The organism is Bradyrhizobium sp. USDA 3397, assembly GCF_054060965.1.
Genome location: NZ_JBSSDS010000001.1, coordinates 3,090,955 through 3,112,328, shown reverse-complemented (window position 1 = coordinate 3,112,328; position 21,374 = coordinate 3,090,955). Strand labels below are relative to the sequence as shown.

Here is a 21,374-nt window from a genome sequence, read left to right as displayed (position 1 = left end):
ACGCGAAACGCCACAAGTCCGCGAACCGGAGCGAGCATCAGCGCAATACAAGCTTCGACAACAGCGCGGCGAGCTCGTTCTGCCGCGATACGCCGACCTTGGAGAACACTCGCTTGAGCACGTTTCGTACGGTCTCGTTCGCGATTCCGAGCTTCTCGGCCGTCTCCCTTGGAGAGTGACCGGAGCCAACGAGGGCCGCAACCCTGGCCTCGCCGAACGTCAAACCAAGAACATCGCGGACGACACTCGGGTCGGGTGGTCCGATGGACAATGGGTCGATCGCAAGGACCATGGCGTGTGCATTGACCAGGAAGTCGTGTGCCACCACCTCGTGGCGAGCAACGGGCAATACATAAATCGCGAGGGACCGATGTGACCTGGGGCGTTCAACCAGCATGGGTTTGGGATCGAGTGTTGCGCAGCCTGCCCCATCGCTCAGCATCTGCCCGATCGCCGCGTTACCCGCCGGGTGAGTGCGCAGCCGTTCGTCGACGATGTCCAATCCATCACCAAGGAGACATTGTCCCGCCCGATTGAAGAATACCACGCGACCAAGTATGTCGATTACGAGTACCCCGATATCGATCCGGGTTAATGCGTCGCCGAGGCTCACGTTCACCAGTTCGGCTTCGAACAGGCGGATGCTAAGCCGCCAGGACTTCTCAGCGTGGCGGCCAAGTCGTGTCAGCATCAACATTTCCCGTCCCGAGAACGGCGGTTTGGTTTCACGGCGCTGGATGGATAATCCAACCATGACTCGGGGGTCGTGAGAGATCGCTATCGAGGCTACCCATCTGAGGCCGTAGCTGGCGAGAAAACTCGGTGTCGAAGGGGTGGGTTTCGACCTCTTCATTGGAGGTGAGATCACGATCAGTGACCGCGTCTCCCCGAACTTGATAGAGCCGATCGTTGAAACGGATAGCGCGAATGTCACGGTCCGCCCAATTGCGTGCGTAGTCGGAGCCGGCGAGCGCCAGACTGGGAGAAACAACAACACTAATGCGACCATCGTCGCGGGCCCAGAAAAGATTGGCTCCAAAATCGCCAAAGCATTCCGCGATAGACTGAAGCACTGCAGGCCAGCTGGAAAGGGAGCAGCGTCGTAGATCGCCTCGATTGCCGCAAACTCTGGCTCGGGGCAGTTCCGCATCGCACGTTTCATCACTCGTTCGGCTTCAGATCCAGATGCTCGCCGGTGTCTCGCCGAGATTCGAGTATGCCCAGCGTTCCGACGATCGCGGCCACGAGCTCGACTTGTCGCCGCGTGTCGGTCTTCTCGAGCGCGGATGCGAGCTGGTTGCGGACGGTGTTGCGCGAGTGGCCGCTGTCGCGCGCGTACTGCGCCAGTGTCCGGCCCGCGATCAGCGCGCTGACGAGCCGCGCCTCGGCGGCGGACAATTTGAATGCCACCTGGATCGCCCCTGGGGGAATAGATAACGCGCACCCGGCCGCGACCACGAGCACGAGAACGGTCGTCACCTCAGCGCGGAGACCGAGCATAAGTTGCGAGCGATGGTTCGGTACGTTTGACCGCTCCGACCGCATGGGCACGGCCCAGGCGACGAACGCCCGTCCGGAGACGGTTGAGGTCAAACGCACGGGCTGGGTTGCGAGCGCCGTCGGCGGGCGCAAGGCGTGCATCATGGTGACCTCGAACGCAGCGTTGTCGGCGCAGTTGGCCGCGCGCAGCCGCTTGGAGCGATCGGTGCACAGCACGCTGTCTCGCCGTAACAGGTCTTCAGCCTTTCGATTGGCGAGCAGGAGTCGTCCAGTCCCATCAACCAGGAACGCGGCCAGCCTCAGCGCATCAAGACCGGTTCCGAGCGCTCGCTGCGCCGTGCGCGCAGCCGTCGTAAGGCGATTGATCTCGATGGCGCGCATCAGGTGCGGCACCAGCACCGCCAACTGACGTCTGTAGCTCTCTCTGTTGCTGCGGTACACGGACTCGTGCGGAGCGATGCTTAGCAGCGTCACGCCATGACCGTCGTTGTGGAGCGATACACCCAGATGATCGGTGGTGATGCCCTGCGGTCTCATGAAATCGGCGTAAAATTCGGTGCGTTCAGCGATCTCAGGGTCAAGAAGATCGCTTGCGTAAATTACCTTGCCGACTGGGATGGTTTCGAGGCGTGCCGGTGGATACGGATTAATGCTGTGGAAATGCTCGGCATAAGACGAGTTGAGTCCGGGATCGTCGCCGAAATGTTGGAATACAGGTGTGGTTGCCGTAGCCACATCATAGAAATGCAAGATGCCGCGCGCGCCGCCAAAGGGTCCCGGCAGCGCATTGAGGAACGCCTGCCATCGTTCGGGATCGAGCGCCGAGTCGTAGAGCATATCTAGCAGTCGGGGCAACTCTTTCTCGTGGAAGATACGCATGGCGCCGCCCCTCCGGTCACTCGTCCGGACCGAGGTCCAGACATGGCGCCAGCGCCGTCACGACGCCAACCAGCTCCGCTTGCCGATGAACACCGAGCTTGGCCATCGCGGCTGCCAGCTGGTTGCGAGCGGTGGCGCGGCATATGCCAAGCCGATCGGCAGTTGTCTGCAGGCTGTCACCCTCGGTGATACTCAGGACTACACTCGCTTCGGCTTGCGACAGCCCATAGAGGTCCTTAAGCACCTCGCTCGGGGGACTTGGCGCACGTCGCTGGTCGTTGATCAATACGAGGGCAAACCCTGGATCCGCGCCCAGAGTCGCGAGCGTCTTCGAGATCCTGAACGGCAACACGAGAACCTGATAGCGCCCGTGGCCCCCATTCGTCACCGTAAAGCTCGCCGGAGGCGGCGCCTTCGCCGTCACGAAACCACTCTGGAGCGCGCGACGAAACGCTTCGTCGGCCCGACACGCGACGAACGTCAGCTCCGATGCGAGCGAGATGCGCACGAGCCGACGTTGCTCCAGCAAATCGACGGTCCGTCGATTGGCAGCCACCACCTTGCGCGGCGGACGCACCAAGAACACGGCCCCGGAGATTCGATCGAGCAGCCCTTGCAATCCCCCCTCGATAGCCCGCGCCGCGCGCAGGCGGGAGGTCACTTCGAGCGCCCGCGCAAAGGGCCGACCGACGCTGTGCAAGAACTGCGCGGCGGGCGCTTCGAGATGCGACAGGCGCTCCGGGATATCGCAGCTGAGCCGCGTCAGGGAGCCGCGCGATCGCTTGAACGTCAGGTTGGCGCCGTGCGTATAGTCGCCGGCGGGTTTCAGCCATTCGTGATAGAAGGGCTGCCGGTCAAGCCATTGCCGGCCGAACATCTGGGACGCTCGCGCCACCTGTCCCGGCGCAACGCACCGCAACAGGTCGTTGTACGGATTCAGCTTGTAATAGTGCGCGAGGTATTGCCGGATGGATTCCGGATCCCAGCCGGCTGTCGTTGTCGGCGGAAGATGGCCAATGCCGTCCATACAGATGAACAGACTGAAGGCTGTCCCTGGAAACAGACTGTGGCAGCTCGCGACCACCTCCGGCCAGTGTGCAGGATCACAGCCCGCCTGGTAGATCTGATCGACTGTTTCAAGCAAAGCTCTGGTGGAAACAGACATGCCCCGCCCATCATCAATGAAAAATGAGCAACCGCACTCTTGCGCCGATCTGGCCTAGAATCGCCAGCATGTCGAAGCAGCGCAAAGTGACAACGAATTTCGTCAGCTCGTAAAACCGCTGCTCCGCCCTCGCCACTTCCTCTATGTCGCCGGGGTCGAATGCCGACGGCTGTCGCCACGTTGGTCCATTACGATCTGGATTGCCATAACCCCTCTCTCCTCCGAGTTGCTGCGGTCCCAAGATCCGTGCGCAACGATCTGGCTAAAAAAACCGCGAACCACATTCGAACGGAACTTGCTTGCCTTCTGCAGAACGGCGGCAACGTCCGGTCGGTGCATCGTCGAGGCCTCGTACGTGACCTGCTCTGAGTTGCCGGAACGGTTAATGCTAAGCGCTAATTAAATATACATTTAATAACCAATTTAATCGAGCGGCAAGAGGAATTCGCTACACAGCGCGAAATTCCGGGCGCTTGAGTAATTTAGCTTTATAATCGACTACGTCGCCGCCGTGGATTGTTATTCGGACCCTCGAGTAGGTGCGCGACAATAGACACTTCCGACGCTCGGACTCACCGCCGTTCCCTGTTCGGGCGCCGCCGACTCGCTAGACGAGGTCTCGATGATGTCCTCAATGCAGGACGCAACCATGGCGCCACTGCCGCGGGATCACAGGACGCATCCGCACCGAGCCGATTGGGCATAGGCCGACAGGCGCGGGTCGATCCCGGCATGCGCCTCGCAGAAGCGGTCGATGATCTGGCTGACTTTATCGCTGTAGTCGCGGTGCCAGTGCCCAAGGCCGTGGAGAGCACTTTCCTGACAGGCGATCGATTTAAGCTGAAGGATGCGGTCCATGGTTTGCAGCGCGCAATCGTGGAGCGTTGGCAGGGCGGGATCGTCGGGGAGAGCCAAGCTCGGAAACGCATCCCACCACATGTAGCAAACACCGTTTAGGGCTTTGCTGGCGGCTTCGCTCAGGTGGGACAGGCTAGGGTCGCAACGAGGCTCGAACAATTTCGCAAACAGCGCCGCGACAGAGGTGACGCCGCGAACACGGTCTTCGACCGGAACATCAGTTGAACAAAGCCACCTGCTATCGCCGCCGGCATTGGTATTCACAAGGTAGGTTAGGCCCTGTGCGATTTGGCTGTCAGCAAATCCCTGTAACGCTGGCTCCGGGTCTTCAAACAGTCGGGTGAGATAAGACACGGCTTCTACCGCCGGCGGATCCCACCAATCATGCTCGGGATCGAAGTACCACGGTGCTTGCTGAAAGCGAACCTCGCGTCCAAAGGCGTGCTCCAGCCAATCATCAAAGCTGAGGTTTTGAAGGCGCATCGCAGGGTGCGGCTCATACAAAGCAAGTCGATCGGCCAACGACATCGCCGTCGCGATAAGGTCCGCATCGCTATGAAGGTCGTGGGCCGAGGCGGTTTCGCTTAAAACCAAGTCAATGCTAGGCTAGATGCGGAATGAAGCCAAGCCGCGAAACTTGCAGCGTCCAGCCTGGCGGGCCGGTCCACGACCATGTTCTTCTATGGCCGCAATACTGACGCCGCGCTCAATTTGTGCAGGAGACTGGCCGAAGCTGCGGCCGCTAGGATCAGTCCCGTTGCGCCCATTCGCCCCCACTGAGCCGGGCGTGACGGAGCAGGTCGGGCGCGATCCTGGTTCGTGATAGAAGATTTCAGTGACGTTACTTTGATCATGTCATGCCCCACCTTCCCAACCTCAATCCCATTCGTCCCGGTCCCGGTCCTGAACAGCGACTGCGCGATTTGCAGCGTCGTTTCCGTGCGGTATCGGCGCGCCATGATCGTACCCCCAAGCTGCGCTCTGCTAGGCTGCGCAGGGCCATCACGGCATTGATCGCAATCGCTGCCTTGTTGGCCGCATATCCGGCAATTTCGCTGCTTGTTTCGAGCCCGTGGCCGGTCACGACAACGCTCAAACACATCGCGTCCGCTCCCAATTGCGATTTTGCCCGCTTGGTCGGCTTAGCACCCGCGCGGCGCGGAGAGCCCGGCTATTGGCAGCACCACGATCGCGACGGGGATGGGGTTGCTTGCGAACCATGGCGGCCACATCGGGCAGAGGTCCCGCAACGAACCGCAGCAACGGCCAACTCAGACTGAGTCACGCCGGCATGCGTGACGGGTCTCAGTAAGTGGCAGTGTTGGCCGTCGGTGAAGAGCGGTCCCGATCCATGATCGCATGCGCTGCTGCATTTAACCCGTCCGAGATGTTGTCACTTCGAGACCTGATCCTGCATTGTTGGCAACTGCATGCTGGGCCATCGTGCGCTCGTGGGAGAGCCTCTCCTTGCGGACCTCAATACCCCAGAGCCAAACCCAATCCCTTCCAACATGAGGCGGCAAGAGGTCTTGCCTGATTGACGCGAGCATGTTCCCTGATCATCGACGGAATTTCCCTGTTAGGATTTCAATGCGCCGCGACGCAATGCCTGCGATTTCAACCCTCATTTCGGATTTTACGCCCGTTGGCGCCCCTGCGACGGGCATTTTTCCCTGCAAAATTCCCTGTAAGCAGGGAATTGATCGCCGGCGCTTTTTGCACTTTTAGACGGGCGTTTTTAATGTCGGCGTAGCTTGGGCTATGGGCGGGCGGAGGCGCGAGTTTCCCTGTTCGCCGTCGGCCACGCTTGTTCGGCCGCTCTCCCAAAAGCACTAAGAGAGTGAGTCAAACAAAAACCGCCGCGGCCGTTTGCTCGGGCGCGGCGGTTGATGAGGACGGTTGGGTGCGCTTAGCGTGTCGCTCCGGTTGCCTTTACCGCACGTACCAATAACCCCACCAGCGCTGCGACACCGGCCGTGCCTGCGCCTTCATCGCTGCGACTTCTTCGGCCGGGCGAAGCTGCGGGCCATAGACCGCCGGCGGGTAGACGTCGTCCCAGAACACAAGTCCGCCCTGGACGGCGGCCGCCCGCTGTGACGGGGCAAGCGCGAGCTCGGCGGCTGATGTCGCGGATGCTGCCAAAGTGAGGCCGAGAGCGGCCAGGGCAATGGTTGGAATAAGGGCGCGGAAGTTCATTGGATTGAATCCCTCATGAAATGCGATGGGTGATAATGCGACGGGTTCCGGATGGTTGCAAGGGTACGGGCAGGCCGGCTGACGCCGAATTTCCGGTTGCAGGAGCGCATGGTCTCGCCGAGGCGCGTCGGATCGACCGCGACGAGCCTTGATGCATTGGGCTGCGAGAACGTCTCTTAGATATGTGGTCGTCATATATAGAGAGTGTTCGATGATCACCTCCGGCCGTGACGAGGTCAGACAGAGGTCGGCAGCTTTGCCACGCGCGCGGCATGCATGGAAGCGATCGAACCTTGAACATTTTTTCGGCGCTCGTGAATCCTCGAGAACCATGATGTCGACACACTGCTCACTCTTGATAGGACGCGCACGATCCAGGACGACTCCCAGGACGACTCTCATGACTACTGCGTTTGTCTCTGCTTCCATTTTCGGCGCTGGTCTCATTCTCGGATACGCGCTACGCGCCTGGCGCGTCCAACGAAGAGCCGTGAGCTCATCCAGCAGCGCCTCGCGCCGGGCCTCGCGGCCCGCTCCGACCTCGACGTTCGGCCACGCTCGGCGAGCCTTCTAGGCATCGTCCCATTCGATGACGGTATCCAGCTTCACACTGAACCCGATGGGACATGACGACATGAGTGAGCCCAAGAAGGATGCGCCGCGACGCTACATCGTGGACGGCGGCGGACAGCGCGTGCTCGTCGGTCTGACGATCTCGGAAACGATCGAGTTCGAAGCGCTGGACAAGCCGGACACCCGTCCCGGCGCCGAGCTGCTCGGGGAGGCGGCGCGCGTCCGAGAGGCCAGGCATGGCGAACGTTGGGTGGAGCTCTACGTCAAGCACGAGCGAGCCTGGAGCGACTGGATGGCCCAGACGCGTGCGCGGCCGGCGCAGCCGCAATTGCTCAACTAGAGATCGCGAACGTCCATTTCCTCCCTGAGACGGTCTCGCGCATCGGTGGCAGGAGGCTGAAGCTCATCACACCGCGAGCATGCGGCTTCCCTGGATGCTCATCAGGGTGAGGTTGCCGGTCGCATAGGCGCCGGTGTCGATATTGGCGCGGTTGGCCAGTAGTTCGGCGCTGCGGACCGGCGTATGGCCGTGGACGATATATTTGCCGAACTGCTCCTCGCTCTGCAGGAATTCCTCGCGAATCCAGAGCAGATCGCGCTCGGTCTGCTCGGCGAGCGGCACGCCCGGGCGAACGCCGGCGTGGACGAAGAAGAAGTCTCCGCAACTGAAGCTCAGCCGCAGATTGTCCAGGAATTCCAGATGCTCGGTCGGCATGGCGCGAATCAAGTCGCGCAGGATCGATGCCGGCTCGTCGCGCCTGAGATCGGGCGGAGCAAGCCCGTAGGACATCAATGTCTGGGTCCCGCCGAAGGCGATCCAGTCCTCGAACAATGAAGGGTCTTCGAACACCCTCACCAGAAAGGCCTCGTGGTTGCCCTTGAGGAAGACCGCATTTCCCCGGCGGCTCCGCTCGACCAGGATGTCGAGGGTGGACCGCGTATCCGGGCCGCGATCGATGTAGTCACCCATGAAGACTTCGACGGCATAGCGCGGCCGGCTGCGCGCAACGTCGGCGTCGATCACCCGCAGCATGGGCTCGAGCAGATGCGCGCAGCCGTGAATATCAGAGATCGCGTAAATGCGGACGCCGTCCGGCAATTGCGGTTTGGGAAGCGACGGGTGGGATCGCGCAAAAGATTTCATGGCGCTCATCGATCGGGTGGTCGGAAAAATATCCCCAAGTCACCGGCACCGGAGAGCGTCCATCCAACGCGAACAACGCGAGTTCCGTGGGGCCGCAGCTCGTTGTCGGTGCCGATCACGCCAAAAGAAGGGCACGGCATTTTTTGCCGACTTGTTTGATGTTCTTCGGGAACGAGAGGGGGCCGTAGGAATTGCATCGCTGCCTCGGCGTGTGCGGCAAGTCTGCATGACTCGTCGCAAATTCTCGCATACACCCGCAGATAGAAATCTCTGGAAATTCTCGCAAGTGATCCGATGTTTGTGTTCGTCGGCAGCAAGCAGCGCCTCAAACTTGAGCGAACAGCGGCCCGTGCAACGATAGCGTCGCATCGGATGCGGAACTTGATTCAAAATAGGGCAGTTCGTTCGCTCGTATGTCAGCACTGTGACGACATTTTCAGCGCATCGAATTTCGCCGCGCATCTCAACGCGACACATCGTCCGTGCGCCGCAAAAGTTTCGCGTGCAGCGCCACAATGTCGCTGCGATCGACCAACACTTTCCGTGCGGGGAATTGACGAGTCTTCAGCATCACGATGAGCGTCAGGCACTCTCTATACGCAGAGGTTCGAATGGCTGTTGCAACTTACGGTTCTGAAAGCGCTCATGCGCTGTCATCTGCGCGCGGCAGTGCGCTTCAGAGGCCCTTTCAGGTCGTCGTCATCGCTGCTGACTTTCTGTTGATCCTGCTGAGCTACGCGGCGGGAGCTTCGCTGTATGGCGTGGTGGTCGCATCGCCGCCCGACGGTGCATCGGTGGGAGCCGGATTGTTTGTCGGCGTGGTGTTCGTCGGGATCGCCTATTTCCGGGACGTCTATTCCACGCACCGCCTGCTCAATCTGGTTTGGCAGCTTCGAATGGCGGCCTTTATCTGGCTGACGTCGCTCACGATCCTCGCCGTTGCGGCCTTCCTGCTGAAATCGACCGACAATCTGTCGCGCGGCACCGTCATCGTCTTCGCCGTGATCGGCGGGCTCGGTCTGATCAGCCTGCGCTTCGTCTGGCAGGCCGTGTTCGGCACGAGCTTTGCGAGAAGCCGCCTGGTCGACCGCAAGGTGATCCTGCTCAGCCTGAAGCCGCTCGACTTCACCTCGAGCCGCTTCAAGGATTTGCGCAGGAACGGCTTCGACGTCATGCGCCATTTCGTGCTCGGAGAGGACCGGGATGACGGCCAATGGGAGCGGCAGATTCGCGACGTCATCCGTCAGTCGCGCGCGGCCAACGTCGACGAATATCTGCTCGCGATCGACTGGAACGAATTGCCGATGCTGCGCAAGCTCGGGCCGTATTTGCGCGCCGTTCCGCAGCCCATTCGCCTGCTGCCGGACGATTCCGTTGCCGACCTCGTGACCCGTCCGTTCCTGCCGGTCAGCGGAACCGTCGCGGTCGAGATTCAGCGGCCGCCGCTGACCATTCTCGAGCGGCTGCAGAAGCGCTGTCTCGACGTCGGCGTCGCTCTGTTCGCGCTCGTGCTGCTGACGCCGCTGCTGCTGACGGTAGCCGTGCTGATCAAGCTGGATTCGCCGGGAAGCGTCATATTCCGGCAGTCGCGCCGCGGCTTCAACGGCAAGCCGTTCGAGATCTGGAAGTTCCGCACCATGACGGTGGCCGAGAATGGCGACACGGTGACCCAGGCGACCAAGGGGGATGCCCGCGTCACCAAGATCGGGCGCTTCCTGCGCATGACCAGCATCGACGAGCTGCCGCAGCTCTGGAACGTGCTACGGGGGGACATGTCGCTGGTGGGACCGCGTCCGCACGCGCTCGCCCATGACAATTACTACGACGAGCTGATCAGCAAGTATGTCTACCGCCATCACATGAAGCCGGGCCTGACGGGCTGGGCTCAGGTGAACGGATTCAGGGGCGAAACGCCAACGATTGATCTGATGGAAAAGCGGGTCGAGTACGACGTCTGGTACGTCAGCAATTGGAGCATCTGGCTCGACCTGAAGATCATGGCCCGCACCGCGTCCGCAGTGATGTTCCAGGAGGCCTACTAGAGCATGATCCGGAACAGTGCGTAGCGGTTCTCCGAAAAGATCATGCTCCTAAAGGCGCGATGGCGATTCGTCCTAATCGCATCGCGCTTTAGCCGCTCGATCTCTCAATCGCCGGAAACCTCCGTCCCGGGGTTTCAGGTTCCATTTCGCGGCGGCCTGCGGAAGAGCCGCATGATCGCATCGCGCAGCGCGAGCAGCGGCGGCACGAGCACGAAGAAGGCTCCCATTGCGACGGAGACGATGACATGGCGGATCGAGAAAGGCTCGTCCTGCTCGATCTGGCGCCGGCTCGGGTCGATGGGCGCGGGTGAGAGCGTCGTCGCCATGGGGTGGCGGAGCGGCTTGCGTGGAGGGACCACGATCAACACGAACAGAATGTTGAGCAGGACCCAAATAGTCAAAATCGTCAGGACGATCAGCATCCGAGCCTACCGGAAAAATAACTGCGAGTAATGAGCCGAGATTAGCCCCGGGGAACCGAGAAAGAAAGATGCCTAAAGTTTCGGCATTTTCAGGCCTCAAGGCTCGGATCGTCTCGTCATATTGACAGCTGATGGCACCGGCACAATTTTCCCGGCGACCACCGTATCCGTCAATCCTTGCTTTTGGCTAGAGCAATAACTGCAAGTTGTGGATTCCGGACGAATACGGAGCCCGCGAGCAGGTCCGGAGCGCTTGCCGCATCTCCGGTCCGTGCGCGAGGGCGCAGGGGATGCCCATCCAAGCGACCGCCAAGCACGAATAAGGCCCGCTGCCAATTGGCAACGGGCCCGAGCTCATTCCAGTTGTTCAGTGGGAGCGGCGCCTCGCCTCCGCCTAGGCGTGCTCGACGTAATAGCTGTTGTGGTGCTTGCCCTTGTAGGCCTCGATGCGCTTGAGCATCTTCGGGTTCGCACGGTTGAGCACGGCGCCGATCAGCTTCTTCTGGAGGACTTCCGAACCCGAAACCGACTCCTGCAGAGCGGTTCGCGTGGTCTGGCCCCATTCGATGACGTAGACCATGGCGTCGATCAGGAAGCTGACGGCCTTGGAATCGGCCACCGGCATCACCGGGGCGAGATCGATCACGATGTACTCGTAGTGCTCCTTCAGCACCTTGAGCAGCTCGGCCATTGCCTTGGATCCGATGACGTCGGCCGAATTGACCATGCGCGAGGCCACTACGGAGGGCAGGAAATCCAGTCCCGTCTCCTTGCTTCGCTGCACGTGGTAGCCGAGGTTCGCGGGATCGTTGAGAGCCTCCACGAGGCCGGTCTTGGCGTTGGGCGCGAGCTCCCGCGTCAGCGAGCGCGTGTGCAGATCGCCGTCGATCAGAACCGTGCGATGCCCGGTGAGGGCGATCAGCTGCGCGAAATTGGCGGCCACCGTCGTCTTGCCCTCCTTTGGAAGCGAGGAGACGATTCCGATCACCTTGATCTCGCGGGTCAGACGCGCGACGTCGATCGAAACCTTGATGTTGCGCAAGGTCTCGGCAAAGCGTGAGAACGGATGATCGACGACGTAGCGGGAGAGATCGGGAGAGCCGGTCTTCGCTGACGTCGGGAGCAACGCGCCGGCCTTCGTCGGCGGACGTATGTCCGGCAGCACGCCGAGGCATTTCACGCCGAGCTCATCCTCGACCTCGCCGGGGGTCCGCAGCACGTCGCTCAGCAGTTCACGCGCAAATGCCGCGCCGAAGCCGAGGCAGAGGCCGCCGACCAGGCCGCCCACGAGGGCGAGGACCGTCCGGGGCGAGCTCTTGCGGTCCGGCTTGGTGGCGGTGCTGATGAGGCGGGCCTCGCTGAGGGGAAAGCTCTGGTTCTGCGTCGCGCTCTGCAGCTTTTCCAGGAAGTTGTTGTAGAGATTGCGGTAGGTGTCGGCGGCACTTTCGAGATCGCGCAGCTTGACCTCAGCCTGGCCCTTGTTGCCGGCCTGGGCGACGAGGTCCTTTACGTTCTTCTCGAGCGAGGCCTCCCGGCTCTTCGCGATCTCATAGTCGCTGCGATAGGCGTCTGCGATCCGACGCAGCTCGTCAGCAATGTTCTTGCGCAGCTCCTCCATCTTGTTGGCCAGATTGACCGCCGCAAGGTGGGACTTGCCGTAGCGCCTGGACCAGTCGGCATATTGCGCCTGGAGGTCGAGATATTGAGCGCGCAGACGGGTGATCACCGAGTTGTTGAGGGCATCCGTCACGGTCGACTGCGCAACATCCTGATCGGAAATCGTGTCGATCCGGTCAAGCCGGGCCTTGGCTTCGGCGGTCGCAGCCCGCGCCTGAACTAGCTGCGTGTTGAGGTCGGACAATTGCTGCTCGGACATCAGGCCGCGGCTGGTTCCGACGATGTTGTTCTCGGCCTTGAAGGTCTGGACGGCGCGATCGCTGGCCGATGCCTGCTCGCTCAGCTCGAGGCTGCGCTGCTGCAGCCATTCGGTGGCCCGCTTGGTGGACTGATATTTGGCCTCCAGGGCGCCGACGAGATAGGCACTGGCGATCGCGTTGGCGATCTTGGCGGCTTTGTCGGGGCTCCGCGCTTTATAGCTCAGCGACAGGACATATGTCGTCAGCACGCGCTCCGTACGCAGATTCTTCTGAACCTGCTGGACGACCGCATGTTCGATTCGCTCCTGGCTTGCTGGTTCGCCGGAGCCGAATAGCGATGTCAGCTTGCCGATGATGATAGAGAGCAGGCCGGGATTGGAGCCGTTGAACTCCGGGTCTTCTGTCAGCTTCAGGCGGCGGACGACGGACAGAATGAGGTCGTCCGAGTTGATGATCTCCACCTGGCTGTCGACGTAGCCCGTGTCGATCAGGGCGCTGCTGGCGTTGCTGTCCTTGTCCAGAACTTGCGTCTGCCGCGTATCCATCATGATGCGGGCATTTGCCGTATACATGGGCTGCGCCATGGCCAGGTAGACGATCACCAGGGCCAGCGAAGCTCCCGTACAGACCGCGATGATTGGCCATTGGCGGCGAAGGACGTCGGCCACGCGCTCGAAGCTGAGGACCGCCCCGCCGAATTCGATGCCGAATCGGTGCCCCGACTGGAAATGTTCCCTAGGCTGGTACATGTGCTAATTCGCTGCCTTTGACGATCATGGATCAATTCGGAAGGGGGACGGGCTTGAATGGATTGGCCAGCTTGGTCCTCCACTCGCCCTCGAGCAGGGCGCCGCCGCGGCCCGGCTGCGGCGAGGTCTTGATTTGCGATTGGGCCTGGACGCCGGAGCTGTCCTCTCCGGCGCCGGAATAACCGGCCTGCACGTTGAGATCGCCGATCCGCTGCACGAAATCCCTGATCTTGCGCGCGGCGTCCGGCTTGGTCGACGTGCAACGTGCTTCGGCAAGGCGCAGCGCAGCGCCGATGGACGAGCGATCGGCTGAAGCCGACGCCGAGATGAGCGTCTGGACGGACGGCAGGACCGACGGATTCGTCGCGACGTAGCGCGCGAGCCAATACCGCAACTTCTCCTTGTCATTGCGCAACCGCTCGAGGAGCGAGGACGGCGACTTCACGAAGGTGTCGAGTTCGAGTTGCGAGGCGCGGTCCGAGAATTCGACGCACTGCGCGCGGCAAGCACCGGCGCTCGACACGATCAGCGCAGAACCAATCAAGACAATCGCTAGCCATCGCGGCTGCGCATGACGACGTATTAGTCCGCGGCCCATCCGTGTTCCTTGCTTCTGTTGCAATAGGAGAACAGGTGAAACTTGACAGGTAACTGTGTCATCTTTTTGTGCGACGCAAAAGCTGGTGCAAAGCTGGCGACAAAACAACCCGAGCTCGCTTGTTCGCCGGTTGCAAAAACAAGCTCTACAATGCCTGCGAGATCGGCAAATCACGCCCATGAATGTTGCAACCTGAAAACATATCGGGCACTCGCGCAGCCGCTCGTCGCAAAGCCGACACAAGTCACGACGCGCGTTATTGTTCCCCGTTGGCGAAAGAATTTTTCGTGCGACATTGGCACGCAGCAATCAATGTGCTGCAAGGGCCTCGATCGCAACAGTGCCGAATTTCGTGCACACTTTGCGCGCAAATACCCGCAATCATCCCATGCCGATTGGCTTGCGCGCCGAAGCAGGCGCACGTCGGATGAAAAGTGGCATGAACTTGGCGCTCGCATGTCCGAATGATCTGCAAGCTTTGAAATTATTGTCGGTCGTCATGCATCGAATGCGGCTCCGTGATTGCAGAGATTGATCACGCGTTGAGACCTGATACACACTGCTGCGGTGCAACAGCTACGGAATGTTGATGTGACGGAGTTGGTTCATCGTGAGAAGGCGCACGTCCTGCCGCTCGACAGCATCCGGGGGATCGCCGCGACTTCCGTGGTGATCCACCATCTGCTGCTGATGCCAACCTTTCTCGCGGCATTCCCGCACAACGCCTGGATCAACTGCTCCTTCTTCAGGAGTGCATGGCTGCTGGTCGATCTGTTCTTTGTTCTCAGCGGAATGGTCATGGCGCTCAGCTATGTCGAGAACGACTTCACGCGCTTCTCGCTGCGCGAATTTATGGTACGGCGCCTGGCGCGAGTCTACCCGCTGCATATCGTCATGCTGCTGGCAAACCTCGTCTTTCGCCTGCTGCGCATCGGCCTGGTCATGGCGGGGGTGGTCGTCGCCGCGCCTGCGGCGTTCGAAGTGAACAATGCCTATTCCTTCGGCCTCAACGTCCTGCTTCTCCACTCGATGGGGTTCATCGACTATCTCAGCTGGAATGCGCCGAGCTGGAGCATCAGCGTTGAGTTCTACACCTACCTGGTGTTTGGTCTGATCGTTCTCATTGCCCTGCGCATGCGCTCGCTGGCGTGGTTCTATGTCCTCTCCGGGCTGCTCGCGGTCGGAAGTCTCGTCTTCATCATCTTCGTGCTCGAAAAGAAGAGCATCGAGCTTCAGACGGATTTCGGCTTGCTACGCTGCTTCGTCGGCTTTTTCCTGGGCGTCTTGATGGTGAGGATCGTCGATCGCCTGCCGGCCAAGCCGGGGCCTGCCGTGCAGGGCGCATTGCAATTCGTCGCCATGATCGCGAGCATCGTCCTGGTGTCACTGGCGGAGGCCAATCCTGCCGCGACCTTCCTCGCGCCAGTGATGTTCGCGATCTTCCTCGGCAGCCTGCTGGCCTTTCCGGATGCGCTGCTGGTGCCGCGGATCCTGGTGGCCAAGCCGCTGATCTGGTTGGGGCGTCGTTCGTACTCGATCTATATGGTGCACGCGCTCGTGGTGCTGCTGGCTGAATACTTCGTGCGGGGCGTGGGGGCGGGGCGAATCGCCGCCCTGGATTCGATCTGGGCAGGCCTGCCGGCGACGCTGAATCTCGTCGTTTCACTGGCCGCCGTGCTCGCGGTTTCGCACCTCACCTATCTCTATGTCGAAATTCCCGGCGGCAGGCTCCTGCGAAATGCATTCGGAAGCCCCCCGGATTTTGCGCCATCCCCCGCCCAATCGGCGCGGCTGAGCAACTGAGCCGCGCATGAGCACCTTCGCGCTGCAACCCCGCAGGATGATGCTGATCAGCCTCAATATCGAGGCGATCGCGCTCGCAGCCTATCTGGTCCGGGATGCCTTCGGCGGTATGATGCGGTACTACACCAGCATCATGCATTTGGACGCGCTTTGGTTCGTGCCGGATGGCATTGCGCTTCTGTGCCTGGTCCAGTTCGTCGTGCATTGCATCTTGCGCAATCGCAGTATCATGGCTGCAGTTGTCCTCGTGCAGATCATGCTGTCGCTGGTGCTCGGCTACTTCATGCTGGGGACGGTCAACGCGGCGATGTCGTCGTTTAAGATGATGCTCCCGGTGTTCGTCGGATTTTGTTTCTGCGACACCAGTCTGGGCTCCTACAAGAAGTTGCTGTCGGTCATCGCCGCGACGTTCTACCTCTCGCTGATCGGCGTGCTGCTGACGAAATTCTACTTCATGCCCTGGGTCGGATACAAATATGAGTCCTTCGGCGCCGTTCGTGAGGCGGGTCGCTTATGGTGGGCCTATGGCGGTGACGATCAGCGTCTCACGGGCTTTGCTGCCGAAAGTACCATGGCGGCCTTCTTCATACTCGTGTCCTTCGCAATTACGTCGATCCGTAAGAGCACGATTTGGTGCCTTCTGTACGGCTCTCTTGCGGTCTACATCATCCGTCTGACGACCAGCAAGACGACCATGATCGTCCTCGTGCTCTACTTGATTCTGCTGGTGTTCGTGCGGATGCTCCCGGAGAAGTCGCGCTTCTCCGCGATACGAAACATTGCATTGTGGTCGTTTGCCGCGATCCTGGTGCCGTTCTTCATGATCGTGCTCGCTTCGGGTACCGCCGCGGTGCCGCACACGACCCTGTTCAGCATCGTCGACCGCATCAACAACAGCTGGCAACTGCCGTTCGTCTACCTGAGCCAGCTCATGCCCGTTGGTCTCGTGACTGGCTGCGGCGTGGGCTGCTTCAACTATCCGCAGAAGCTGTTCTCGCCGCTCGCCCCCTTCTGGGTTCCCGTCGACAATTTCTACATCGGCACGTATCTGATGTTCGGACTCCCGTTCGTCGCATTCATGGTGATGGTATTCCGGGCGACGTTCGGCACGACCGACGTCTACAAGCTGACGCTGATCTTCGTCGTCAACTTGTTCACGATCACCGTTCTGAATTACGGCCCGGCGTCCGGCCTGCTGATCATCGCGTTGAGCTTCAGCGAAGTGTTCTCGCGGCGCGCCGCCACGGCGCGGGCGGGCGACGCCGTGCCAATCATCGTACGGCCACCGATGCCGTCATTAGAAGGCTTCCGCCCGGATGTACCGGCGGCGAGCGGAAGCAGGTGAGAACGAACTATGCATAAACGGCTCGCATTCATCGACACGCTGCGCGGCATTGCCGTGCTGGCCGTCCTGGTCCAGCACGTGTTCGAGGTCATCCTGGAAAAGCACCCGACGGGTGTTTATTACGGGCCCCTCCACGACATATTCGGCTACTACATGAACTTTGGCCGGTTCGGCGTCGTGTTGTTCTTCTTCGTGAGCGGCTTCGTCATTCCGTTCAGCTTCCCGGACAGCGCCACGCCTGTGCGGGATTTTACGATCAGCCGCTTCTTCCGGCTCTATCCGGCTTATTGGACTTCGATCGTTGTCGGGCTCGTGTCGGTGCAGCTGCTGGATTCGAAGAGTTTTCCGCTGGGGCAGATCGCCGCTAACGTGACGATGTTGCAGACTTTCGTGAACGTCCCGAATCTCTGGGTATTCTATTGGACGCTGGCGATCGAACTTTTGTTTTACGTCGGATGCACCATTCTCTTTGCGATGGGGCTGCTCAACCGGCGCTTCACGGCGGTGACCATCGTCGTTGCCGCCGCGCTGGTGGGAACCACAGCTGCACTTTTCGTTGAGAGTAGGGCAGTCTCCTCGGTGATGGAGGTCGGCTTGAACCTATCGGCGATGTTCCTGGGCAAGATCATCCGCGACACCGTCATTGGCGGCAAGCTGCGGTGGACGCATGTGACCGTCTGCACGCTTCTGTATGCGGTCTTCGCCGCCACCCTGTCCGACCGCCGGTTCGGCGGCGTGTATCAGGAGAATTTCTTCTACAGTTATTCGATCGGATCGGCCTATATCTGCGCGGCGGTTGTCTTCATCGGCTTTGCCGTGTTCGGCGAACGGATGGCCTGGCGCCCGATGGCATTCGTCGGCGTGATCAGCTATTCGGTCTATCTGATGTCGCCGTTCGCGATTGTCTACGTCCATCGCCTGGTATGGTTCGGCGACGGACCCCTCGGATGGTCGATCTTCCTGGTCGTCATCCTGGCATTGTCGATCCTCGTCAGTTGGATGACATACACGTTCATCGAGAAGCCCAGCATTTCCTTCGGGCAAAGATTCCGCTCCGCGCGAAGAAAGCCTGTCGTCCTCGAGCCAGTGCTCAGCACCCAGGGTGCCGCAGAGTGATCAAGGCACCTCACCAGCCGGGCGCCGCCTATGATGGATCGTTCCTTCCTTCGGTCCAGGGCCTTCGTGCCATCGCGGCGCTGAGCGTGCTGATGGATCATTTCTACGACATGCCGAAGGCAGGCATGTACGACATCCCCAATCCCGGTTTTCTGCCGCCGCTCTGGCCCTGGCTGCAGTCGGTGATCAATGTCGGCGGGCACGGTGTCGAGCTGTTCTTCATGATCAGCGGCTTCCTGATCCCGGCCAGTCTGATACGCCACGGTTCGCTGTCGCGGTTCTTCTTCGACCGCGTCCTGCGCATCATGCCAGTGTTCGTCGTGCTGCATCTTGCGCTGTTCGCGATCGGGCCGATCGTGGCCTACAAATTCTTCCGCGGCATCGATCTCACCAGCTATCTCGGGATCTTTGCGGCCAACCTGTTCTTCGTGCAGGACGCGCTCGGCCTGCCCATTGCCCAGCAGAATGCCTGGACGCTGACCTATGAGTGGGCGTTCTACATCTGGTTTGCGCTGACATTCTCGATGTGGCGCGCCGGCGGTAGGCTGCTGGCTGCGCCTCTGATCCTGCTGGGCGTGGCCTGCCTGATGCGCTGGCCTATCACCGCGTTCTTCTGCATCGGGATGCTGTTCAGCGCGACGGGATTTCGCATTTCCATTCCCGGACGGCTCGGTCTGGTCGCAGGGCTCGTCTGCGGGGCCGCGCTGTATGCGAGCCTGGTGCTGTTTCATCCGTTCGTGGGCCTCATTCCCGGATTTCTGCTGTTCGCCATGGTGCTCGCCCCGGAATCTGGCCTCGGGAAGGCCCTGAGCACGCCGGCGCTCCAATATATCGGCAAGATCAGCTACAGCCTCTATCTCGTGCACCCCTTCGTGCTCTTCCCCTTGCAAGTGGTTGGCCTGAAGCTGGTTGCCGCCGGCGTCGACCGCTGGCTGCTATGGGCGGCTTTCATCGGACTTGGGCTGGTGATGTCATTGGCTGCAAGTGCGATCAGCTATGAACTGATCGAGGTCCGGCTGAGGCGCTTGCTGGACGGCGCGTTCCGCAGCACGTTCTTTCGACCGCTGAAAGTGGGGCAATCGGCTTGAGAGAGCGCGTGTCGCGCTCACTTCACGGTACGACCGGCGAGCCTGTGATAGGATCCAAGCAACCGTTCGGCAATGTGGTCCCAGTTCAGAGGGCCGGCCGCGGTCTGCCGCGCGCCGTCAGCCAACGTTGCGGCGAGTGAATTCGACGTCAGCACGCGCTCGAGTGCATCGGCGAGCGCAGTGGCATCGCCGGGAGGAACCAGGAGACCATTGACGCCGTCCGTCACGACGTCGGGAATGCCACCGGTGGCGCTGGCGACGACGGGACGCGCATTCCCATAGGCGGATGCGAGCACCCCGCTTTGTGATGCATCCTTGTAGGGCAAGGCAACCACCGTAGCAGATTGAAATAGACGTCCGGTATCCGCAGGCGAAATGTAGGCATTGATGGTCTTGACCGTCGGCATTGCCTCCATCCGGGCGCCGAGCCGTGTCATCTCGGGGCCGCGCCCGGCGACGATCGCTTCATGCGTGACGCCGCGCTGGGCCAACATGTCGATCGCGTCGATGAAGACGTCGAGGCCCTTGTAAGCCCACATCCGTCCAAAAAACAGGATGCGTCCGGATTCGGGCTCGGTGAACGAGCTTTTGTCCGGCGGAACCATCAGCACGCCGTGCATGCTGGAAACCGTCTCGCCCTTGAAGTCGGGCGAGGCGCGATGAAAATCGGCAATGCAGCTCTCGCCGTGCGTCGTGACGATCGAGGCGGCCGCACGCATGCGCCCGCGCCAGGCATCTTCACGGGGCGAGGTGCCGGAGCCGCCCTCCGAGTGCGGGATAGCATCGTGAACGGTCAGTACCAAGGGAATGCCGAGCGGACGCAGGAGCTGAATCAGCTTGGACGTGTAGATCTCGGGAACTTCGTGACAATGGATCACGTCCGGGCGGAAGGAAATTATGTCGATGAACGAGGCAGGGATGCCGATTGCGCCGCCGCGCCGCAGACTGAGGTCGCGAATCCGTGTCTCGAACGGCGCCGTCACGGCGATATCGGCAAGCTCCCATTGCTGGTTCGCGTCTTTGCGGTTGAGCACAAGCCGAACGTCGCAATGATGCGCCAATCCCGATGCGAGGCGGTAGGAATATTCCGCAAAATGCGGCGCGTAGATGGCCACGCGGAGGCGCTTGGCCATGTTAGTTCTTTCCGCTCCAGAGGTCGATCGGGAATGCACTCATCAAGGCACGATGATCAAAGTTGAGGCGCGCAGCTCCCCCCATCTCGCGACCTTCGTCAATACTCGTCGCAAACTCGACGGCGAACCGGCCGGTGCCCTCATAATAGTCATGATACTTGAACTCGGCCTCTCCGCTGCTCAGCCGTACGTATCGAGCCGGTATCCCGAATGCCTCGGCGACGATGATGCCGTGGAGCGAGCTGGCCAGAACCAGTTCAGCTTCGAGAATGGCGTCAATTCGCCGGTTCCAGGATCCCAGCGGTGAGACCACCGTATCGGCGCCAGGGTCGACGAGACTCAAATCGTGCAAATTCGGAACAAACACCCACGGCTTCTTGGCAGTAGGGCGAAAACGATTTGGAAACAGCTGAGGAAGTAGCAACGCCGGATCTCCGAACACTTCGGGAACCGCGATGCCCCGGCGCTGCAGAACTTCCCGGGTACGGGGGCCGCGCACCGCTCGCACGTCCAAATTCTGCACGCGGTGGTTGAGGTCACCTTGGCCGGGGCGTCCGTTTACGCCGCTTCCCCAGATCACATCGCCATTTCGCGCGTAGTGGAGCACGGAGCCGATCGCGAACAAGCGCGCTTGCCGCGGCACCTCATCGGCGAGCGTATAGCCGAATTGCCGCAAGAGATGGTCAACGACAACGATCGAAAGATGATCACCGAAATTGATCGTTCCGTCGTCGGGACGCCAGAAGAACAAGTCCACGTGCGGATAGGGCAGTTGATGAATAAAGTCGCAGCCGACCTCGTTGATCAGCCGTCGTAGATTGCCTCGAAAATTCATGCTGCCTCGGATGTAGCTGCTTTCTTGCCGTAGTGTCCTCGTAAACAAGGC

At 60.8% G+C, this 21,374-nt stretch carries 18 protein-coding genes; 7 read left to right on the top strand and 11 right to left on the bottom strand.

The genetic code is table 11. The features are described from left to right. Positions 1-37 precede the first annotated feature (37 nt). The 4 genes from ACVWYQ_RS14690 to ACVWYQ_RS14675 form a co-directional block, all read right to left on the bottom strand. Positions 38-691: a helix-turn-helix transcriptional regulator gene (locus ACVWYQ_RS14690; RefSeq protein ID WP_456725734.1), complete on the bottom strand. Its 654-nt coding sequence runs from the start codon at positions 689-691 to the stop codon at positions 38-40. A gap of 470 nt (positions 692-1,161) precedes the next feature. Further along, a complete protein-coding gene (locus ACVWYQ_RS14685) occupies positions 1,162-2,379 on the bottom strand; it encodes a helix-turn-helix transcriptional regulator (RefSeq protein WP_456725733.1) in 1,218 nt (405 codons plus the stop codon). A 16-nt stretch (positions 2,380-2,395) separates the two neighbouring features. Continuing rightward, on the bottom strand, positions 2,396-3,544 hold the full coding sequence (locus tag ACVWYQ_RS14680) for a helix-turn-helix transcriptional regulator (protein WP_456725732.1): 1,149 nt from the start codon (positions 3,542-3,544) through the stop codon (positions 2,396-2,398). A 669-nt stretch (positions 3,545-4,213) separates the two neighbouring features. Further along, positions 4,214-4,924, bottom strand: coding sequence for a hypothetical protein (locus tag ACVWYQ_RS14675; protein ID WP_456725731.1), 711 nt, complete (start codon positions 4,922-4,924; stop codon positions 4,214-4,216). Positions 4,925-5,259: 335 nt separating this feature from the next. On the opposite strand from ACVWYQ_RS14675, the gene ACVWYQ_RS14670 reads away from it, so the two are divergent. Continuing rightward, positions 5,260-5,682: an excalibur calcium-binding domain-containing protein gene (locus ACVWYQ_RS14670; protein ID WP_456725730.1), complete on the top strand. Its 423-nt coding sequence runs from the start codon at positions 5,260-5,262 to the stop codon at positions 5,680-5,682. 652 nt (positions 5,683-6,334) lie between these two features. Here the strand turns inward: ACVWYQ_RS14670 and ACVWYQ_RS14665 are convergent. Further along, positions 6,335-6,598: a hypothetical protein gene (locus ACVWYQ_RS14665; RefSeq protein ID WP_271538512.1), complete on the bottom strand. Its 264-nt coding sequence runs from the start codon at positions 6,596-6,598 to the stop codon at positions 6,335-6,337. A 634-nt stretch (positions 6,599-7,232) separates the two neighbouring features. On the opposite strand from ACVWYQ_RS14665, the gene ACVWYQ_RS14660 reads away from it, so the two are divergent. Beyond that, positions 7,233-7,511: a hypothetical protein gene (locus tag ACVWYQ_RS14660; protein WP_271538510.1), complete on the top strand. Its 279-nt coding sequence runs from the start codon at positions 7,233-7,235 to the stop codon at positions 7,509-7,511. Between the two features lie 66 nt (positions 7,512-7,577). On the opposite strand, the gene ACVWYQ_RS14655 is transcribed toward ACVWYQ_RS14660, so the two are convergent. Continuing rightward, a complete protein-coding gene (locus ACVWYQ_RS14655; protein ID WP_081492935.1) occupies positions 7,578-8,315 on the bottom strand; it encodes a metallophosphoesterase in 738 nt (245 codons plus the stop codon). A gap of 611 nt (positions 8,316-8,926) precedes the next feature. Here ACVWYQ_RS14655 and ACVWYQ_RS14650 point away from each other — a divergent pair. Continuing rightward, the gene (locus ACVWYQ_RS14650; protein WP_370129450.1) at positions 8,927-10,357 is read left to right on the top strand and encodes an undecaprenyl-phosphate glucose phosphotransferase; all 1,431 of its coding nucleotides are present in this window, start codon (positions 8,927-8,929) and stop codon (positions 10,355-10,357) included. A gap of 134 nt (positions 10,358-10,491) precedes the next feature. Here ACVWYQ_RS14650 and ACVWYQ_RS14645 read toward each other — a convergent pair whose 3' ends face one another. From ACVWYQ_RS14645 to ACVWYQ_RS14635, 3 genes are all read right to left on the bottom strand, one after another. Continuing rightward, positions 10,492-10,779, bottom strand: a complete 288-nt coding sequence (locus ACVWYQ_RS14645; RefSeq protein WP_036013954.1) for a hypothetical protein — start codon at positions 10,777-10,779, stop codon at positions 10,492-10,494. A 394-nt stretch (positions 10,780-11,173) separates the two neighbouring features. Beyond that, positions 11,174-13,405 (bottom strand): Wzz/FepE/Etk N-terminal domain-containing protein, encoded by a 2,232-nt coding sequence (locus tag ACVWYQ_RS14640; RefSeq protein ID WP_370129452.1) that lies wholly within the window; start codon positions 13,403-13,405, stop codon positions 11,174-11,176. A gap of 31 nt (positions 13,406-13,436) precedes the next feature. Further along, on the bottom strand, positions 13,437-14,111 hold the full coding sequence (locus ACVWYQ_RS14635) for a hypothetical protein (RefSeq protein WP_246732458.1): 675 nt from the start codon (positions 14,109-14,111) through the stop codon (positions 13,437-13,439). 483 nt (positions 14,112-14,594) lie between these two features. On the opposite strand from ACVWYQ_RS14635, the gene ACVWYQ_RS14630 reads away from it, so the two are divergent. The 4 genes from ACVWYQ_RS14630 to ACVWYQ_RS14615 are packed head-to-tail and all read left to right on the top strand — an operon-like array spanning position 14,595 to position 19,355. Then, positions 14,595-15,806, top strand: a complete 1,212-nt coding sequence (locus ACVWYQ_RS14630; RefSeq protein ID WP_404653461.1) for an acyltransferase family protein — start codon at positions 14,595-14,597, stop codon at positions 15,804-15,806. A 7-nt stretch (positions 15,807-15,813) separates the two neighbouring features. After that, positions 15,814-17,151, top strand: coding sequence for a hypothetical protein (locus ACVWYQ_RS14625; protein WP_271538499.1), 1,338 nt, complete (start codon positions 15,814-15,816; stop codon positions 17,149-17,151). A gap of 9 nt (positions 17,152-17,160) precedes the next feature. Next, positions 17,161-18,267: an acyltransferase family protein gene (locus tag ACVWYQ_RS14620; RefSeq protein ID WP_271538497.1), complete on the top strand. Its 1,107-nt coding sequence runs from the start codon at positions 17,161-17,163 to the stop codon at positions 18,265-18,267. Then, entirely contained in the window at positions 18,264-19,355 is a 1,092-nt protein-coding gene (locus ACVWYQ_RS14615) for an acyltransferase family protein (protein ID WP_225151646.1), read from the top strand. Before ACVWYQ_RS14620 ends, ACVWYQ_RS14615 begins: the two co-directional genes overlap by 4 nt. A gap of 17 nt (positions 19,356-19,372) precedes the next feature. Here ACVWYQ_RS14615 and ACVWYQ_RS14610 read toward each other — a convergent pair whose 3' ends face one another. Next, on the bottom strand, positions 19,373-20,488 hold the full coding sequence (locus tag ACVWYQ_RS14610) for a glycosyltransferase family 4 protein (protein WP_157286758.1): 1,116 nt from the start codon (positions 20,486-20,488) through the stop codon (positions 19,373-19,375). 1 nt (position 20,489) lies between these two features. Then, complete coding sequence (locus tag ACVWYQ_RS14605) at positions 20,490-21,323, bottom strand: polysaccharide pyruvyl transferase family protein (protein WP_271538494.1); 834 nt, start codon at positions 21,321-21,323, stop codon at positions 20,490-20,492. Positions 21,324-21,374: the final 51 nt, after the last annotated feature.

Bases quoted from the DNA above. Each gene is read 5' to 3' on its own strand.
- ACVWYQ_RS14690 (WP_456725734.1), bottom strand. From the start codon at position 691: ATGCTGACACGACTTGGCCGCCACGCTGAGAAGTCCTGGCGGCTTAGC.
- ACVWYQ_RS14685 (WP_456725733.1), bottom strand. From the start codon at position 2,379: ATGCGTATCTTCCACGAGAAAGAGTTGCCCCGACTGCTAGATATGCTC.
- ACVWYQ_RS14680 (WP_456725732.1), bottom strand. From the start codon at position 3,544: ATGTCTGTTTCCACCAGAGCTTTGCTTGAAACAGTCGATCAGATCTAC.
- ACVWYQ_RS14670 (WP_456725730.1), top strand. From the start codon at position 5,260: ATGCCCCACCTTCCCAACCTCAATCCCATTCGTCCCGGTCCCGGTCCT.
- ACVWYQ_RS14665 (WP_271538512.1), bottom strand. From the start codon at position 6,598: ATGAACTTCCGCGCCCTTATTCCAACCATTGCCCTGGCCGCTCTCGGC.
- ACVWYQ_RS14660 (WP_271538510.1), top strand. From the start codon at position 7,233: ATGAGTGAGCCCAAGAAGGATGCGCCGCGACGCTACATCGTGGACGGC.
- ACVWYQ_RS14655 (WP_081492935.1), bottom strand. From the start codon at position 8,315: ATGAAATCTTTTGCGCGATCCCACCCGTCGCTTCCCAAACCGCAATTG.
- ACVWYQ_RS14650 (WP_370129450.1), top strand. From the start codon at position 8,927: ATGGCTGTTGCAACTTACGGTTCTGAAAGCGCTCATGCGCTGTCATCT.
- ACVWYQ_RS14645 (WP_036013954.1), bottom strand. From the start codon at position 10,779: ATGCTGATCGTCCTGACGATTTTGACTATTTGGGTCCTGCTCAACATT.
- ACVWYQ_RS14640 (WP_370129452.1), bottom strand. From the start codon at position 13,405: ATGTACCAGCCTAGGGAACATTTCCAGTCGGGGCACCGATTCGGCATC.
- ACVWYQ_RS14625 (WP_271538499.1), top strand. From the start codon at position 15,814: ATGAGCACCTTCGCGCTGCAACCCCGCAGGATGATGCTGATCAGCCTC.
- ACVWYQ_RS14620 (WP_271538497.1), top strand. From the start codon at position 17,161: ATGCATAAACGGCTCGCATTCATCGACACGCTGCGCGGCATTGCCGTG.
- ACVWYQ_RS14610 (WP_157286758.1), bottom strand. From the start codon at position 20,488: ATGGCCAAGCGCCTCCGCGTGGCCATCTACGCGCCGCATTTTGCGGAA.
- ACVWYQ_RS14605 (WP_271538494.1), bottom strand. From the start codon at position 21,323: ATGAATTTTCGAGGCAATCTACGACGGCTGATCAACGAGGTCGGCTGC.